This is a genomic window from Flavobacterium gillisiae, assembly GCF_900107635.1.
Taxonomy (GTDB): Bacteria; Bacteroidota; Bacteroidia; order Flavobacteriales; family Flavobacteriaceae; genus Flavobacterium; species Flavobacterium gillisiae.
Window position 1 is genome coordinate 22,357 of record NZ_FNRD01000005.1, and the last position, 16,209, is coordinate 38,565.

General features: G+C 32.0%; 13 protein-coding genes. 5 read left to right on the top strand and 8 right to left on the bottom strand.

Annotation, left to right across the window (positions count from 1 at the left end; all coding sequences use genetic code 11):
• Position 1: 1 nt before the first annotated feature.
• Positions 2-553 carry a 1-acyl-sn-glycerol-3-phosphate acyltransferase gene (locus tag BLV35_RS08215; protein ID WP_091087784.1) on the top strand — a complete coding sequence of 184 codons (552 nt, stop codon included), beginning with the start codon at positions 2-4 and terminating at the stop codon, positions 551-553.
• A gap of 65 nt (positions 554-618) precedes the next feature.
• Here BLV35_RS08215 and BLV35_RS08220 read toward each other — a convergent pair whose 3' ends face one another.
• Positions 619-1,095, bottom strand: a complete 477-nt coding sequence (locus tag BLV35_RS08220) for a helix-turn-helix domain-containing protein (RefSeq protein WP_091087792.1) — start codon at positions 1,093-1,095, stop codon at positions 619-621.
• Between the two features lie 311 nt (positions 1,096-1,406).
• On the opposite strand from BLV35_RS08220, the gene BLV35_RS08225 reads away from it, so the two are divergent.
• From BLV35_RS08225 to BLV35_RS08240, 4 genes are all read left to right on the top strand, one after another.
• Complete coding sequence (locus BLV35_RS08225) at positions 1,407-2,561, top strand: M14 family metallopeptidase (RefSeq protein ID WP_091087794.1); 1,155 nt, start codon at positions 1,407-1,409, stop codon at positions 2,559-2,561.
• A gap of 78 nt (positions 2,562-2,639) precedes the next feature.
• Positions 2,640-3,119 (top strand): Lrp/AsnC family transcriptional regulator, encoded by a 480-nt coding sequence (locus tag BLV35_RS08230; protein WP_007139244.1) that lies wholly within the window; start codon positions 2,640-2,642, stop codon positions 3,117-3,119.
• A 99-nt stretch (positions 3,120-3,218) separates the two neighbouring features.
• Positions 3,219-5,804 carry a phosphoenolpyruvate carboxylase gene (locus BLV35_RS08235; protein ID WP_091087797.1) on the top strand — a complete coding sequence of 862 codons (2,586 nt, stop codon included), beginning with the start codon at positions 3,219-3,221 and terminating at the stop codon, positions 5,802-5,804.
• A gap of 9 nt (positions 5,805-5,813) precedes the next feature.
• Complete coding sequence (locus tag BLV35_RS08240; RefSeq protein ID WP_091087800.1) at positions 5,814-6,329, top strand: DinB family protein; 516 nt, start codon at positions 5,814-5,816, stop codon at positions 6,327-6,329.
• A gap of 1 nt (position 6,330) precedes the next feature.
• Here BLV35_RS08240 and BLV35_RS08245 read toward each other — a convergent pair whose 3' ends face one another.
• From BLV35_RS08245 to BLV35_RS08280, 7 genes are all read right to left on the bottom strand, one after another.
• Positions 6,331-6,807: a DNA-deoxyinosine glycosylase gene (locus tag BLV35_RS08245; protein WP_091087803.1), complete on the bottom strand. Its 477-nt coding sequence runs from the start codon at positions 6,805-6,807 to the stop codon at positions 6,331-6,333.
• Positions 6,808-6,819: 12 nt separating this feature from the next.
• Positions 6,820-8,931, bottom strand: a complete 2,112-nt coding sequence (gene recQ / locus BLV35_RS08250; RefSeq protein WP_091087806.1) for a DNA helicase RecQ — start codon at positions 8,929-8,931, stop codon at positions 6,820-6,822.
• A gap of 118 nt (positions 8,932-9,049) precedes the next feature.
• Positions 9,050-9,454, bottom strand: coding sequence for a DNA primase (locus BLV35_RS19265; RefSeq protein ID WP_176980593.1), 405 nt, complete (start codon positions 9,452-9,454; stop codon positions 9,050-9,052).
• A 9-nt stretch (positions 9,455-9,463) separates the two neighbouring features.
• Positions 9,464-10,435 carry a deoxyhypusine synthase family protein gene (locus BLV35_RS08260; protein ID WP_091087809.1) on the bottom strand — a complete coding sequence of 324 codons (972 nt, stop codon included), beginning with the start codon at positions 10,433-10,435 and terminating at the stop codon, positions 9,464-9,466.
• 92 nt (positions 10,436-10,527) lie between these two features.
• Positions 10,528-11,928, bottom strand: a complete 1,401-nt coding sequence (locus BLV35_RS08265) for a type III PLP-dependent enzyme domain-containing protein (RefSeq protein WP_091087812.1) — start codon at positions 11,926-11,928, stop codon at positions 10,528-10,530.
• 291 nt (positions 11,929-12,219) lie between these two features.
• Positions 12,220-13,287: a 3-dehydroquinate synthase gene (gene aroB, locus BLV35_RS08275; protein ID WP_091087819.1), complete on the bottom strand. Its 1,068-nt coding sequence runs from the start codon at positions 13,285-13,287 to the stop codon at positions 12,220-12,222.
• A 144-nt stretch (positions 13,288-13,431) separates the two neighbouring features.
• Positions 13,432-15,750 carry an O-antigen ligase family protein gene (locus BLV35_RS08280; protein ID WP_091087822.1) on the bottom strand — a complete coding sequence of 773 codons (2,319 nt, stop codon included), beginning with the start codon at positions 15,748-15,750 and terminating at the stop codon, positions 13,432-13,434.
• Positions 15,751-16,209 lie beyond the last annotated feature (459 nt).

The window sequence follows — 16,209 nt, forward strand, 5'->3', positions numbered from 1 at the left end:
AATGAAGAAACAAATTTATAAATGGATCTTTTTCCGCCTTATGGGCTGGAAGATTGTAGGTACGATTGACCCAGACATTAAAAAATGCGTGATGATGATTATGCCGCATACCAGCGCCCATGATTTTTATCTAGGCATTTTTACTAGAGGTATAACAGGACTAGAAATGAATTTTGTGGGAAAAAAGGAATTGTTTACTTTTCCTTTGGGTTGGTACTTCAAATACATGGGAGGAGAACCGCTCGATCGATCTGGTGGAATGAATAAAGTAGATTCGATTGCAGCCATTTTTAGCAGAAGAGAAACTTTTCGTCTTGCCGTAGCTCCAGAAGGAACGCGCAATAAAGTAGAGCAACTTAAAACAGGATTTTACTATATCGCTTTAAAAGCAAATGTGCCCATAGTTCCCGTTGCATTTAATTTTGGGAAAAAAGAAGTTAATCTTGGAGCTCCACTAATGCCGACAGGAAATATTGAAGAAGACCTGATTATTTTAAAAAAGCATTTTGAAGGAGTAGAAGGTAAAATTCCCGAAAAAGGATTTAAAGAATAATTCCAACGTAAAATTAGTCGCATTTAAAAAAGCCAATCCTTTTATTAAAAAACGGGTTGGCTTTTTTAGTTTGGCGTAAAAACTTTGAAAGTACCATTTTTATAAAAGAAAACAATTTTCTCCACTTCACCCGAAATGGATTCATTGACTGCATTTTGAATATTTTTATTTTTTGAAACAAAACTATTTTTATCATCTTGGTTTTTCTCTTCAGAAAATAAATTTTGAGGTGCAATAGATTCTTGAATTGGAGTAGGTGCATTTGGTTTGATTACTTCATCCAATTTCTTTTCCTGATTTTGAATCGGTTCGTTATTTTTTGGAAAACTGCCTTTCCCATTCAAAATCCAATACAAATCTACATCAGGAAAAACGTCAAGAATCTTAAGAATAAAATCCAAGCTAGGTTTATTTCTGCCCGATAGAAGGTGAGATAAACTGGAGCGCTGTACACCAATTTTATCTGCAAATCCAGAGGCATTTAAACTGTAGTAGTCCAATATAATTTCGAGCCGTTTAATAAAATCCTCCGTGTTTACCATTGTAAATAGCTAATAAAATTTATGTAATTACAAATGTAACACAAACGAAGAAGAATAGCAAAATTACAAGTGTAAATTGTACTTAAAACAGTGCATAACCGTTATTATTAGATTAAGTAATGATTTATAATAAACTGATAAACAATAATATAATATTAAAAATAAAATCGAGTAACATTTGTTAACTAATAGTACTAAAAACAGTCTAAAGAACCCAGTGAAACTGTTTACATTTCTAAAATTAGTCAATTCACTTCCGTTTACAATTGTAAAAATAAAGATGTTTACTTTTGTAAATCAAATAATACACTATGGATTTAGAACAATTATTCAATGATAATAAGGAGCAATCTATTGAAGGTAGATATCTTACTTTAGAATCAATTGAACCTTTATTAAACAAATTAAACACAAATAATCAACTTTCGGTTATTGGGGAATCAGTACTTAAAAAACCAATTTATAGCTATCAAATAGGTCAAGGGAAAACTAAAATATTACTTTGGTCGCAAATGCACGGAAATGAAAGCACAACTACAAAAGCATTGTTTGACTTTTTAAATGTGCTGCGTAATGGTTCAGTACTTGCTGCGGAATTGTTAGATACATTTACTTTTTATTGTATTCCAATACTGAATCCCGATGGCGCGAAGACTTATACACGTGTAAACGCAAATGAAGTTGATTTAAACAGAGACTCGCAAAACTTAACGCAACCGGAAAGCAGAGTCTTGCGGGCTGTTTTTGATTCGTTTCAGCCTGATTTTTGCTTTAATCTCCATGATCAGCGTACAATTTTTGGAGTGGACAGCACTGGTCAGCCGGCTACGGTATCTTTTTTAGCACCTTCTTACAATGAAGAGCGCGAGATAAACGAATCTCGATTAAAGGCTATTAATCTTATTGCAGGTATTAACAATGTGTTACAGCAGTATATACCGGGCCAGGTGGGGCGATTTGACGATTCTTTTAATCTAAATTGTATTGGAGACACTTTTCAAGCGCTTGGAGCTCCTACTTTGTTATTTGAAGCTGGACATTTTCGAGAAGATTATCAAAGAGAAAAAACAAGAAAGTACATTTTTATGGCGTTAGTTTCTAGTTTTACGATACTTAGCGAAAACGATATAGTTGATAATGGAATTGACAAATATTTGAATATTCCTCAAAATAAAGTCGTTTTTTATGATTTTTTATATAAAAATGTCAAATTAAATTATGATGGTATTGAAAAAATTACGAATTTTGCTGCACAATACAAAGAGGAATTAATAGAAGACAAACTGTTTTTTAATGCTTATTTTGTAGAAATTGGAGATTTGGAGGGTTATTACGGTCATTTCGAGTATGATGCAAAAGAAGCAGAGTATAAAGATGAGTACGGTGGTTTTCCGAAATTAAATCAAAAAGCCGATTTTTATTTAGGAAATAGCGCTAAATTTGTTAACGGATTGATAAAAAAATAAAATTTTGAGTCGATTTAATGTTTTTATGTATATTTTTAAGCTTTGTATTAGTCAATTATAAATATTAATTATAGAAATATGAGTAAGTTCCGTTTAGATGAAGTAGATCACCAGATATTAGATATGTTGATCGATAACACAAGAGTTCCGTTCACAGATATCGCGAAGAAATTATTAATTTCTGCTGGTACCGTGCACGTTAGAGTTAAGAAAATGGAAGATGCTGGAATCATCATGGGTTCGTCATTAGTACTTGATTATGATAAACTAGGGTATTCTTTTATTGCTTATGTAGGAGTGTTTCTTAACAATACTTCTCAAACTAAATTCGTTTTGCAACGTATTAACGAGATTCCTTTTGTGACTGTAGCTTCTGTAACTACTGGAAAATTCAATATTTTCTGTAAAATTAGAGCTAAAGATACAAAGCATGCTAAGGATGTTATTTTTATGATTGATGATATTGATGGTGTTTATAGAACAGAAACTATGATTTCATTGGAAGAAAGTATCAATGATAAGAAGCGCTTGATGCATACCATATTTAAAAACATGTAATACACTTGATTGCTATATTTTAATATAACCTCAAGTTAGTTCTTGAGGTTATTTTTTTATAACTATTTCTCACTAAACTAAACCAACTATAACAAAATTATGTACACGCTACCAAAAATCGAGCGTTTTAACCAAAACGTCCTCTCTAAATACAATATTTACAATAGTGTATTTATTACTTTGCCATTCGACTCTATAGATAACACAGGGGCTTTACTACCTTTGTTTACAGATGTTTGTGAGAGTGGTTTTAAGAAAATGGAGACCCCAAAAGAAATTGTGGATTTTTTCACGAACAAATATTCACATAGTAATGATGAAGCTGATAAAATAGATATCATGTTTCGTTTTATTCAATATATCGAACGACAAATCGTGCTGTTTGATGCAGTCGAAGACGCTGCGTTCCCAATTGTAAATAACATGGAAGGAAGGGGTTCGTTGCGTGATATTAAAGAAAAAGCAGATGCAAAAGGAAAGAAGGAAGAGTTAATTGATTTTCTAGAAAACTTTAATGTAAGAACAGTGTTAACGGCGCATCCTACTCAGTTTTATCCTGGTTCAGTCTTGGGTATCATTAATGATTTAACAGATGCGATACGTGGAAATAATTTACTGAATATAAAAGAGCTTTTAGCTCAATTGGGTAAAACCCCTTTTATAAAAAACGAAAAACCAAATCCATTTGATGAGGCGGTTAGTTTGATATGGTATCTTGAGAATGTGTTTTACAGTACTTCAGGAGATATGGTTCATTACTTGCAGAAAAATGTATTTAAGGGAGAATCGATTCAAAATGCTTTGATAAAATTGGGCTTCTGGCCTGGTGGAGATCGTGATGGGAATCCGTTTGTAACTACTGAGATTACATTGAACGTAGCGGAACGATTGCGAACTTCAATATTGAAGTGTTATTATATTGAAATTAGAAATTTAAAAAGAAAGCTAACTTTCTTTAACGTAGATGTTTTGGTCGCTGAACTTGAACATAAACTTTACAGGTCTGTTTTTTATTCGAAAGGTGAAATCTATATCACTTTAGATGAGTTTAAGGTGCAATTAAATAAAATAAAGAGAATTGTTATAGAGCAACATCAGTCGTTATATTTAGACCAATTAGAAGCGCTTCTTATTAAGGTGAACTTATTTGGTTTTCATTTTGCTACTTTAGATATTCGTCAAAATAGTAGAATACATGATGCTGTTTTTAAAGATATTCATGATTTTTATGTAAAATCAAATTCAACTATTTTTCCTGAAAATTATTATGATTTATCGGAAGGAGAGAAATTTGAGGTATTAGCAAATGTTAAAGGAGATATAAACTCGAATGATTTTGACAATGAAATAACAAAGTCGACTATTGAGTCGATTCAAGCGATAAAGGTAATTCAGAAAAATAATGGGGAGCTTGGTGCTAACCGATATATTATAAGTAATAACGAGAACGCACTCAATGTACTCGAAACTTTTGCAATGATCCGTTTATGTGACTGGGAAGAGCCTACTGTAGATGTTGTGCCGCTTTTTGAGTCAGTTGATGATTTATTGAATGCACACAACAGCATGGAGCAATTGTATACTAATCCTATGTATGCAAATCATTTGAAAAACAGAGGAATGAAACAAACGATAATGGTTGGTTTCTCTGATGGTACAAAAGATGGTGGGTATTTAATGGCGAATTGGAGTATTTATCAAGCGAAAGAAGAGCTTACCAAGATTTCAAGGAAATACGGAGTGAAAGTAATTTTCTTTGACGGACGCGGTGGTCCACCAGCACGTGGTGGGGGTAAAACACATAAATTTTATGCTTCTTTAGGTCCAAATATAGAAAATAAAGAAATTCAAATTACCGTTCAGGGACAAACAATAAGTTCAAATTTTGGGACTTTAGATTCTTGTAGGTATAATTTGGAGAATTTATTAAGTGCAGGTGTTACGAATCAGGTGTTTAGTAAAAATAAGAATGAGTTGTCTCTAGATGAAAAGAATGTCATGGGGCAATTAGCTGATTTGGGCTATAAAAAATACCTGAGTTTTAAGAATCACCCTAAGTTTATTCCTTATTTGGAACAGATGAGTACTTTGAAATATTATGCTAGAACTAATATAGGAAGCCGACCTTCAAAAAGAGGAAAATCGGAACAGTTAGATTTTAATGATCTAAGAGCGATTCCATTTGTAGGTTCTTGGAGTCAGTTGAAACAAAATGTCCCTGGATTTTTTGGAGTAGGTACAGCATTGAAACATTTTGAAGATACGGAGCAATGGGATAAAGTTCAAGATTTATATGACAATTCTCTATTTTTTAAAACACTATTAGAAAACAGTATGATGTCAATTGCTAAGTCCTTTTTTCCACTAACGGCTTACATGAAAAATGATCCTGAATTTGGAGAGTTCTGGCAAATTATTTATGAAGAATTTTTAGAATCTAAACGATTATTACTAAAAATTGCCGGTCACACAGAGTTGATGGAGAATTATCCTGATGGTAAAGCATCTATTCAAATAAGAGAGCGTATTGTGTTGCCATTGTTAACGATACAACAATATGCTTTGTTACGAATAAATGAGCTTAACAAAGAAAGTGTGCCAGATGAGAATTTAATAAAGGTGTATGAAAAAATTGTAATGCGTTCGCTTTTTGGAAACACAAACGCAAGTAGAAACTCTGCTTAAAAATATATTATGACATCAAATGAATTAAAAAATACAGAATATGCCCCTTATTATGAGGGGTATGTTCAAGCAGCAAAAGAGGTTAATTTGATTGAAGAATTAGAAATATGTCTTCATGAGTTTATTCGATTTGTTCAAAATATCCCGATGGATAAATTTGACTACCGTTATGCGGAAGGAAAATGGACTATAAAAGACATCATTCAACATCTTATAGACACAGAACGTGTTTTTAGTTACCGCGCTATGCGTATTTCTAGAAATGATAAAACACCTTTGCCAGGTTTTGAAGAAAATGATTATGTTGATAATACCAATGCTAACGAAAGAAATCTGCAAGGATTATTGACAGAATTGGCGGTGGTAAGACAATCTACTTTAGCGCTGTTTAAAAGTTTTTCTGAAGAGCAGTTAACAAGAATGGGAGTTGCTTCAAACAGTCCTGTTTCAGTACGTGCGATTGGATTTATAATTATTGGGCATCAAAAGCATCACCAAAATGTTTTTCAGGAAAGATATTTATAAATTATTGGAAGCAAGTCGACCATATTTTTAATTTATTTTCAAAAGACATAGTATTTGCAGGACTAGTTGAAGGCATCACATAATACGTGATGCCTTCTATTTGTCCAAACTTTTTAACGAAATAACGGTGGCTTTCTTTTCCGTTAAAAATTATTTTGTGTATCGCAGGAAATTCATTGAATAACGATTCAAAATCATTCTCTTTTTGATTTTTTATATGAATATCCAAACTTCCTTTTCGTTCGCAATTTTCTAAAACATCCCACAATCCCAATTTATGAGATTGAAGTAATTTTATTTTTTCTTCAAAAATTTCAGAAATGGGTGAGTTTCCAAAAAGAGTATATATAATTTTCCAAAAGTGATTTCTCTTGTGCGCATAGTATTGTTGCTTTTCAAGTGAGGCAACGCCTGGCATCGTTCCTAAGATTAGGATTTCTGTCTGATGATTTACAAAATGTGGAAATGAAGTAATCATATGAATAGATTATTAGTTCCGTTTTTCTTTTTCGATAATAGCCAAAGCCAATCTTATTTTGTCGTAAGCTATTTTTTCTTCAAGGTAATCATAATACGGTTTTAAAGTTGTCGGACTTTCTAGTTGTAATTTGGCCTTAGCAATCAAAATCACTTCTTCTTCCAAAATAAATTGATATAAATCAATTGGTTCTCCATCTAAATACAATTTCGCTAAATGTGACATAATCGTGCCAATACCTAATTTGCGCTTCAACGCAATTTCGGGAGGAGTTAATCCACTTTGAAATAGCAGTAACGTTTCTTTATACGTGCCGGCTTCTTTTTTAGGTTTTACTACTTTGTTTTTTTGAAATTCGATTATTGCTTTTATGAATGCATCCCCGTATTTTTCGAGTTTAGCTTTTCCTACTCCGTCAATGGTAATGAATTCGTCATCACTCATTGGTCGGATTGTTTCCATTTGACGTAAAGCAGCATCACTGAAAATGACATATGCAGGGACACTTTCCTCTTTAGAAATTTCATAACGCAATTTGCGGAGTGTTTCAAAAAGAGAGTTAGCTGCCGATTTGCTTTTGGTTTCTTTAAGTTCGGTTTTTTCGGTGTTGACTTTTATTACCGTCGTCAATTGTACTTTGTCTCCTTCAAATAAAACTTCACGTGCTAATGCAGTCAAGCGAATTTTATTTTGTCGGTGAAAAGCGATTTCGCACAAACCTTGATTGATTAATTGAATAATATACTGATTCCAGTCGTACCACGATATATCACTACCGATAGCATAGGTTTTTAGATTCTGATATTCATTTTCGAATATATAAGCATTCTTCGAGCCTCGCAAAAAATCAATAATAACGGGTAATGGCTCTGATTCTTTCAGACGAATAATGGCAGATAGAGCTTTTTGTGCTATTATCGTTCCGTCAAAAAATTCAGGTGGATTTTTGCAAATATCACAATTCCCACAATTTTCAGTTACTAGTTCGCCAAAATAGGATAGTAGTATTTTTCTACGGCAACTCAAAGCATCGGCATATTGTTTCATTCTTTCGAGCTTCGCCAGTTGCACTTCTGCGTTTAACCCTTGGGAAGCAAATTTTTGCAGTTGGATTACATCACCATAACTTTCGAATAAAATAGTTTCAGAAGGTAGTCCGTCACGACCGGCTCTTCCAATTTCTTGATAATAGCCTTCGATGTTTTTAGGTAAATTGTAATGAATAACCCATCGAACATTTGATTTATCGATTCCCATCCCAAAAGCAATCGTGGCACAAACAACTTGGCAATCATCATTGATGAAATCATCTTGAGTTTGTGATCGTACCGCGCTGTCTAAACCGGCATGATATGCTTTTGCGTTTACGCCTGCTTTTTTAAGTTTTGAAGCAAGTTCTTCTGTTGTCTTTCTACTTAAGCAATAAATAATTCCAGATTCGGTTGGTTTATCGCTTATGAAATCAATTATTTGTTTGACTCTGTCGAGTGCTGGGCGTACTTCTAAACTGAGGTTCTTTCGATCAAAAGAAGAGATAAATGACTTCGGGTTTATTAAGTTTAATTGCTGGCTAATGTCCTTACGTGTAGCTTTATCAGCAGTGGCAGTTAAAGCTAAAATTGGAGTAGAGGGGAAGCGATTTTTTAAATATCCTAGGTTAGTATAAGCAGGTCTAAAGTCATGTCCCCAAGAAGAAATACAATGTGCTTCATCAATTGCGATAAGACTTATGGTGATTTGGCTAAATGCATTTTCTAAGTAAGACAAACTTTCTGGAGCTACATAAACCATTTTGACTTTATTGTCTTTTAGGTTTTGAATGTGTAGTTGCTGTTCGTCATTCGATTGACTGCTATTTATAAAACAGGCATCAATCCCGTTTGCTTTTAAGCTATCTACCTGATCTTTCATCAATGCGATTAGCGGTGATATTACTATTGTAATTCCAGGAAATAAAAGTGCAGGCAATTGAAAACAAATCGATTTTCCGCCACCCGTAGGCATAATTGCTAGGGTATCTTGACCGGATAAAATAGTATTTATAATTTGCTCTTGATTGGTTCTGAATTTTTCAAATCCAAAATTTTCCTTTAAAGAGTCATGTAATATTTGGGATGTGATCATTTAGGGAGTAGTGCCTTTTAGTATTAATTCGATGCAAATTACAGTAAAGATATATTTTATTAATCTGCTAAAAAAAAGGAACTCGATTAAGAGTTCCTTTGGTATTTTTTAAGTGAAGTTAATCTTCATCATCATCGTCGTCGTCATCGTCATCAGAATAATCAGACTTGTCTGAATCTTCATCGTCGTCATCACTGTCTGGTTTGTCACGATTATTGTCGTCATCATCATCGTCGTCATCTTCGTCATCTAAATCAAGTCCTTTTATTGGAATGATTGGTTCGATTTCGTCATCGATTTCATCATCTTCATCGTGGTTTTCGATACGGTCTGCCAGCTTCATACTTACTTTAACTAAGTAAATAGTATCTTCAGTTCGTACTTCAACAGCTTCAATTAATTCGTTTTTAGCATTTCTAAAACGGACAATATCTGAGTCATCATAGCCGTCAGGAAATCTTTCTACTAAAAGATTTAAGATTTCGTTTGTAAGTTTTGCGTAATCAACAATTACTCTTTTCATAATGATATTCTATAGGTCTAATAAATAAGCAAAAATAAGAGGTGCTACAATTGTAGCATCAGACTCAATAATAAACTTTGGAGTCTTAATATCTAATTTACCCCAAGTAATTTTTTCATTCGGAACAGCTCCAGAATATGAACCGTAACTAGTAGTCGAATCAGAAATCTGGCAGAAATAACTCCAAAAAGGTGTTTCTGGCATTTCCATATCTTGGTACAACATTGGAACCACGCAAATTGGGAAATCTCCGGCTATACCACCACCAATTTGGAAAAATCCGACTCCATTAGCAGAATTTTTAGGATACCAATCTGCTAAAAATGTCATGTATTCTATTCCAGATTTCATCGTAGAGACTTTTAAATCTCCTTTAATGACATAGGAAGCAAAAATATTTCCCATAGTACTATCTTCCCATCCTGGGCAGATAATTGGTAAGTTTTTTTCTGCTGCAGCATACATCCAGCTGTCTTTTAGATCAATTTCATAATATTCTTCTAAAACGCCTGATAAAAGCATTTTATACATAAATTCATGCGGTAAGTAACGTTCTCCTGCATCATCAGCATCTTTCCAGATCTTGTAGATGTGTTTTTGCAAACGACGGAATGCTTCATGCTCAGGAATACAAGTATCAGTTACTCGATTTAACCCTCTTTCAAGTAAATCCCATTCTTGTTCTGGAGTCAAATCACGGTAGTTTGGTACTCTTTCGTAATGTGAATGAGCTACCAAGTTCATGATATCTTCTTCTAAATTTGCACCTGTACAAGATATAATTTGTACTTTGTCTTGACGAATCATTTCTGCAAAAATCTTTCCAATTTCAGCAGTACTCATTGCTCCAGCAAGAGTTACCATCATTTTAGCTCCATTTGCTAGCTGTTCTTCATAGCCTTTTGCTGCATCTACTAAAGCCGCAGAATTAAAATGCAAATAATGCTTTTCTATAAACTGACTTATAGGTCCTTTACTCATTTTATTTGGTTTAAAGATTTAAAAATCAATACATTGAATGCTTATATTCAAATATAATAATTTTTAAATTGACTAATTGTGTATTTAATTATTTATTTTTTGTCGTAGCCTAAAATTTTTAATACATCGTCGGCTGTTTGTTGCTCTGAGAATACTTCGGTTGCTATAATTCCATTTTCATCTCTGTTAATTAAGATGTGTTTGGGTTGTGGAATCAAGCAGTGATGTAACCCACCATATCCACCAATGGTTTCTTGATAAGCACCGGTATTAAAAAATCCAATGTATAATGGTTTTTCCTTATTGTATTTTGGTAAATAGATGGCATTCATATTTTGCTCAGAATTATAATAGTCGTCACTATCGCAAGTTAAGCCACCTAGTAAAACCCGTTCGTAAGTTTCATTCCAACGGTTGATTGCCAACATAATAAAACGTTTGTTGATTGCCCAAGTATCAGGTAAAGTAGTGATAAAAGAAGAATCAATCATGTTCCATTTTTCTCTATCATTTTGTTGCTTTTGATACAAAATTTGATAAATAGCGCCTCCGCTTTCTCCTACAGTAAAAGAACCAAATTCAGTAAAGATATTTGGAACGTCAACTTCAGCTTCATCACAGGCAATTTTAATCTGATTGATGATTTCATCAATCATGTATTGATAATCGTATTCAAACGCCAATGAATTTTTTATAGGAAATCCACCACCAATATTCAAACCATCCAATGTGGGACATTCTTTTTTTAATGCAATGTATACTTTGATACATTTTACTAACTCATTCCAGTAGTAGGCTGTATCATTAATCCCTGTATTGATGAAAAAGTGCAACATTTTAAGTTCCAATTTATCATTATCCTGAATTTGTTTTTTATAAAAACTAACAATGTTTTTATAACCAATTCCAAGACGGGAAGTATAGAACTCAAATTTTGGTTCTTCTTCAGCAGCAATACGGATTCCAATTTTGAATTTCCCATTGATTTCTGCTTGAAGTAGATCTAGCTCTTCATAATTATCAATAATGGGAATGGTGTTTTTATGCCCGTTATTAATTAATCTTGCAATATTTTCAATGTACTGATCTCTTTTAAAACCATTACATATAACATAAGTACTTTTGTTTATTTTTCCATTTGCCATCAAATTTTCAACAATATTAATGTCGAAAGCTGAAGAAGTTTCAACGTGAATATTGTTTTTAAAAGCCTCATTCATAATGAATTCAAAATGAGAGCTTTTTGTACAATAGCAGTAATAGTATTTTGCCTCATATTTATTTTTCTCCATCGATTTACGAAACCAATTTTTGGCTTTGTTGATGTTATTTGAAATTTGAGGTAAATAGGTAAATTTTAATGGAGTACCATATTCTTCAACGAGTTTCATCAAATCAATGTTGTGAAACTTTAGATTGTCTTTGTTTAAAGTGAATTCTTCTTGTGGAAAGTAATATGTTTGATTTATTAGATCGGAATATTTTGTATTCATGTAGCTTTTAGTATTGTAGATTAATTAAATTGGTTTTAAGAATTAAACTAATTTTCAAACCCTAATGTTTGCATAAATAATCTGAAGTTTTTCGTGATCTACTTTTAAATGCTTAGACAAATCAAAACAAAAATATTCTTTGATCGAATAAAAACGCCTCAATATCCTTAAAAAAGATTTATTGTTTCGGTTCTCATTTGAACTGTAATTCCCTTGTTTTTGATTGTTTTTCATTGTGGCAAATGTAAAAAATAATATATACGTAATCCAATCCTTTTAACTAAAAAATATTTAAGATTTATAATCGCTAAATGCTTTAAGAATTAATTCATTTTCAACAGATTGATTTATTTTTATTTTACCAATGCCTTCTATAAGGGCAAATTGTATGGTGCCATATTCATTTTTCTTGTCATGAATCAGTAATTCTAGTATGGGGTCGATGTCATTTTCAAGAAATATGATATCATCAAAGATAGACTTTATTGTAGTTTTAATTTGAATATACTCGCTCTCACTTATTAAGTCCTTGTCGAAAGAGATATAGCTTTCTAAAATCATTCCTACAGCAATGGCTTCACCATGCAATAAGGTAGTTTTATTTTCATTCTCAAGAAAATAACTTTCAATCGCATGACCCAGTGTATGTCCGAAGTTTAGTGATTTTCTAATATTTTTTTCAGTGGGGTCTAATGTTACTATTTCGTTCTTAATTGCAACGGAACGGTAAATCAACTCATCAAAATCAGCGAAGTCAATCGCTTTTAAGTCTAAAAATTGTTCCCAATATGCTTTGTCATAGATTAAACCATGTTTTAGCATTTCGGCAAGACCAGAACGCATTTCATTTTGCGGAAGCGTTTCTAAATAATTGGTATCTACTATTACCATTGTCGGTAGGTTGAAAACACCAATTTGATTTTTTAAATTACCTAAATCAACTCCATTTTTTCCGCCTACGGAAGCATCTACCATTGAAAGTAATGTTGTAGGAATGTTGATGAAATCGATACCTCGTTTGAATGTTGAAGCAACAAAGCCACCTAAATCTGTAACTACGCCACCACCAAGATTTATGACAAGACTTTTCCTGTCAGCTCCAAGCTCGGTTAATACATTCCATATTTGGACGCAAGTCTCAATATTTTTATTTTCTTCACCGGCTTCAAATTCGATAATTTCGATAGTTAGTTCCGTTTCTAAATAAGGTAGGAATAGTGGTAAACACTCTTCGTTTGTATTGCTGTCTACTATAATGAACAAGTTAGAGTACTTGTTTTCTTTTAAATGAAGGTTTAGAGCTTCATATCCTTTTTCATTAAAATAAATCGGATAATTACTGGCTTGAATCGTTTGCATCTTATTGGATTAATTGAAAGTGCAAAATAAGGTATTTTTTGCTTAATTCTATTCAATAGACGGCTCATATTTCGAAATAAATATAACAAAAAATGTAAAATATATTTAATTGTAGATTAGTTAGCTGAGATTAAAACGGCTTGTTTAAATACAATTTTGCTGAACAATATCAGCAGCATTACTATAACTTTTATTTTTAGCCAAGTTTAGATACTTACAGCCCTCTTCATTGTTTTTTATCGAAAAGTAACTCATTCCTAATAGATATTCAGACTTTCCGTCATTGAGATTGGGGGCATCTAAAGCTCTTTTTAAATAAGTAATGGCATTATCATATTGTTTTAGGTTGTAATAACAGATTCCGATATTTTGTACATAAATCAGATTACCAGGTTCTGCCTCTAGTGCTTTTTTATAGGATTGTAATGCTTTGTCGTATTTTAAAGCATTTCCAAATTGTATTGCTTGAATCTCAAAAATATTTTGGTGAAACAATTTTTTCCTTTCGATCAAAAGGCTATCGTTAGGAAATATTTTTAATCCCTCGTCAAGAAAGGCAACCAGATTTTTATTTTTATATTTCAATTGATTTAAAGCACTGGAGGTGTTTATCCATACCTCTGGAGTATTGTTATACTGTGTATAAATAGTATGTATTTTAAGAATTCCCAGCGTGTCATTTAAATCGATGGCTGAATTAATAGCTACGGAATAATATTTTTTATTTCTTGGACGAAGATCAAGAGCTTTTTTAGCGTAGTAGTAAGCACTATCTTTTTGACCGTTTGCACTGGCGAGGATATATTTATAGTACTCAGTCCTTCCAAGGTTAGGATTTACTTTATCGCCAATTGCCAAATACTTTAAGGCCTGCTCATAATTTTTTTCCTCAATAAAATATTTTCCCGCATAAGTAGCAAATGACTCGCCTGTAGTGAATACATTTGGATACTGTGGTAAATTATTTGCAATACTATTTGCAGATAAGGTATATTGATTTTTTAAAAAATCAGCGTTTATATTATTTTCTAATTGATATGCTTTAAAAGTACCGTAAGAAACGAAAGAAGTTAAAAGCGAAATTATAATTATCAAGGTAGCCGTTATTTTACTAATAAAACTAGCTGTTGATTCATTTGTATTTACATTGTTAACAATCGATAAAGCAATAAATAAACAGAAACCAAACTGCATAGTTGTTCTATATAAAGGGAAATTGAAGGTTGCATCTATACCATAGGATACTAGTAGAAGTAAGGCAAGTAGTGCAATCATTTTAACTTCTGTATTTTCAGCTTTAATTATATTTTTAAAGTTCATATAGAGTGCCACAATAAATAGAGAAAAATAAATTAGGCCATTTAGCACTCCTGTCTCTGCCGCTATTTCAAGAAAATCATTGTGAGGGTGTCCAGAAACTATCTCGTCATTAGATATGGTTCTTTCGTAGGGAATTGATTCCAATAACCAATTTCCTAATCCGATACCCATTAATGGTTTTTCTTTAATCATTTGAAATGCAATATCCCAATATAAAAGACGAGCGTTTATTGAGGCATCTTTAGCATCAGTTATTTGTGAAACTCGGCTGGTTACTGATTTGTATCTACCTGTATCTTTACCTATTTTAAAAATAAAATTAGAGATGAAAAATGAAATTATTATTGGTAGCAGAATAGTGGTTAAAGTCGAAATGATTATTTTTTTCGAAGGGTATATTTTAGAATAAAAAAGGAGAAATATGGTTGTTTCAAAAGTGAGGCTTAAGAAAGCAGATCTAGATCCGCTGAGAAAAATCAGTGTTGTTGCTAATAAAAAACTTAAAATTAAAAACCATTTTTTCTGTTTTGCAAAATGTACTATTCCAATTAAGAGAAATGGAATTTTAATACTTAAACTAGCAGAAAAAATATTTATATTTCCTGTGTTTCCTTTTAAGTGGCCTAGTGCATCAACTATAGATTCAGCTTTTGCTACTTGAATAAAGTTATACAACTCATTAATGGATTGTAAAAAAACACTAAGACCTATAATTAATGATATGGTGTATATTAAATTTAACCGTTTGTATAGTAATATCGATAAATTTAAGAGGGTGCAAAGACCAATAAAAAGTCTTGAGATACTATAAACTCCAAGTGATATGTTTTGGGCTACAAAAATTGAAGCGCTACTTAGTAGCAGGAAAATTAAATAAGCTTTAATTAAATAACTTTTTTTAAAAATTTGAATTAAATCAATAGAAATTTGCTCGGGATTTTTGTAAAAATAGATTCCAATGAGTAGGTTGAGAACCGATAAGTAAATATATTGGGGGCCAATTATTTCAATGCTTCTAAATTGAGGTAAAAAATCTATAAGTATGAAACAGCTGATAAAAAACAATGTTATCAATTCAAAATAATTAGTGTCCTGTTTCGAATCTATAACTTTTGATTTGTTCTGAACCAATTTAGTTTTCATATATAGCTAATTTTTAAATAAACTGTTGAGTGATATTATAAAACCAAAATTATTTGGCAGTATATTTAGATATGTTGAAATTAAAATTTTTGAAGGCTAATATTATAGTGAGCCAATATCAAATATAGTAAAAAAATTAGTTTAGCGTTTTTATTTCCCTAAATGTTGACATTATAGTAAGTTTTACAGAGAGAAACTAATTTACGCTTTCATATAAATTATAATGTTGTGAATATTATGTCCCATTTTCATATCAGAACTGAGATGTGAAACATTTTAAAAAGCCAGGGTATTAAAAGGAAAATAGCTTACCAGATAATTATAAATTGTTATTTAAGAAGTAACGGCAAGAAACTGAGAAGCGATATCAAAATGAAATTCCTAGAATCTTTCTTGAGCGTTCGATAGTGCTGTTATTAGTCAAATGTTAATTTATATATTAATTTATAAAATATACGT

Bases quoted from the DNA above. Each gene is read 5' to 3' on its own strand.
- BLV35_RS08215 (WP_091087784.1), top strand. From the start codon at position 2: ATGAAGAAACAAATTTATAAATGGATCTTTTTCCGCCTTATGGGCTGG.
- BLV35_RS08220 (WP_091087792.1), bottom strand. From the start codon at position 1,095: ATGGTAAACACGGAGGATTTTATTAAACGGCTCGAAATTATATTGGAC.
- BLV35_RS08225 (WP_091087794.1), top strand. From the start codon at position 1,407: ATGGATTTAGAACAATTATTCAATGATAATAAGGAGCAATCTATTGAA.
- BLV35_RS08230 (WP_007139244.1), top strand. From the start codon at position 2,640: ATGAGTAAGTTCCGTTTAGATGAAGTAGATCACCAGATATTAGATATG.
- BLV35_RS08235 (WP_091087797.1), top strand. From the start codon at position 3,219: ATGTACACGCTACCAAAAATCGAGCGTTTTAACCAAAACGTCCTCTCT.
- BLV35_RS08240 (WP_091087800.1), top strand. From the start codon at position 5,814: ATGACATCAAATGAATTAAAAAATACAGAATATGCCCCTTATTATGAG.
- BLV35_RS08245 (WP_091087803.1), bottom strand. From the start codon at position 6,807: ATGATTACTTCATTTCCACATTTTGTAAATCATCAGACAGAAATCCTA.
- recQ (WP_091087806.1), bottom strand. From the start codon at position 8,931: ATGATCACATCCCAAATATTACATGACTCTTTAAAGGAAAATTTTGGA.
- BLV35_RS19265 (WP_176980593.1), bottom strand. From the start codon at position 9,454: ATGAAAAGAGTAATTGTTGATTACGCAAAACTTACAAACGAAATCTTA.
- BLV35_RS08260 (WP_091087809.1), bottom strand. From the start codon at position 10,435: ATGAGTAAAGGACCTATAAGTCAGTTTATAGAAAAGCATTATTTGCAT.
- BLV35_RS08265 (WP_091087812.1), bottom strand. From the start codon at position 11,928: ATGAATACAAAATATTCCGATCTAATAAATCAAACATATTACTTTCCA.
- aroB (WP_091087819.1), bottom strand. From the start codon at position 13,287: ATGCAAACGATTCAAGCCAGTAATTATCCGATTTATTTTAATGAAAAA.
- BLV35_RS08280 (WP_091087822.1), bottom strand. From the start codon at position 15,750: ATGAAAACTAAATTGGTTCAGAACAAATCAAAAGTTATAGATTCGAAA.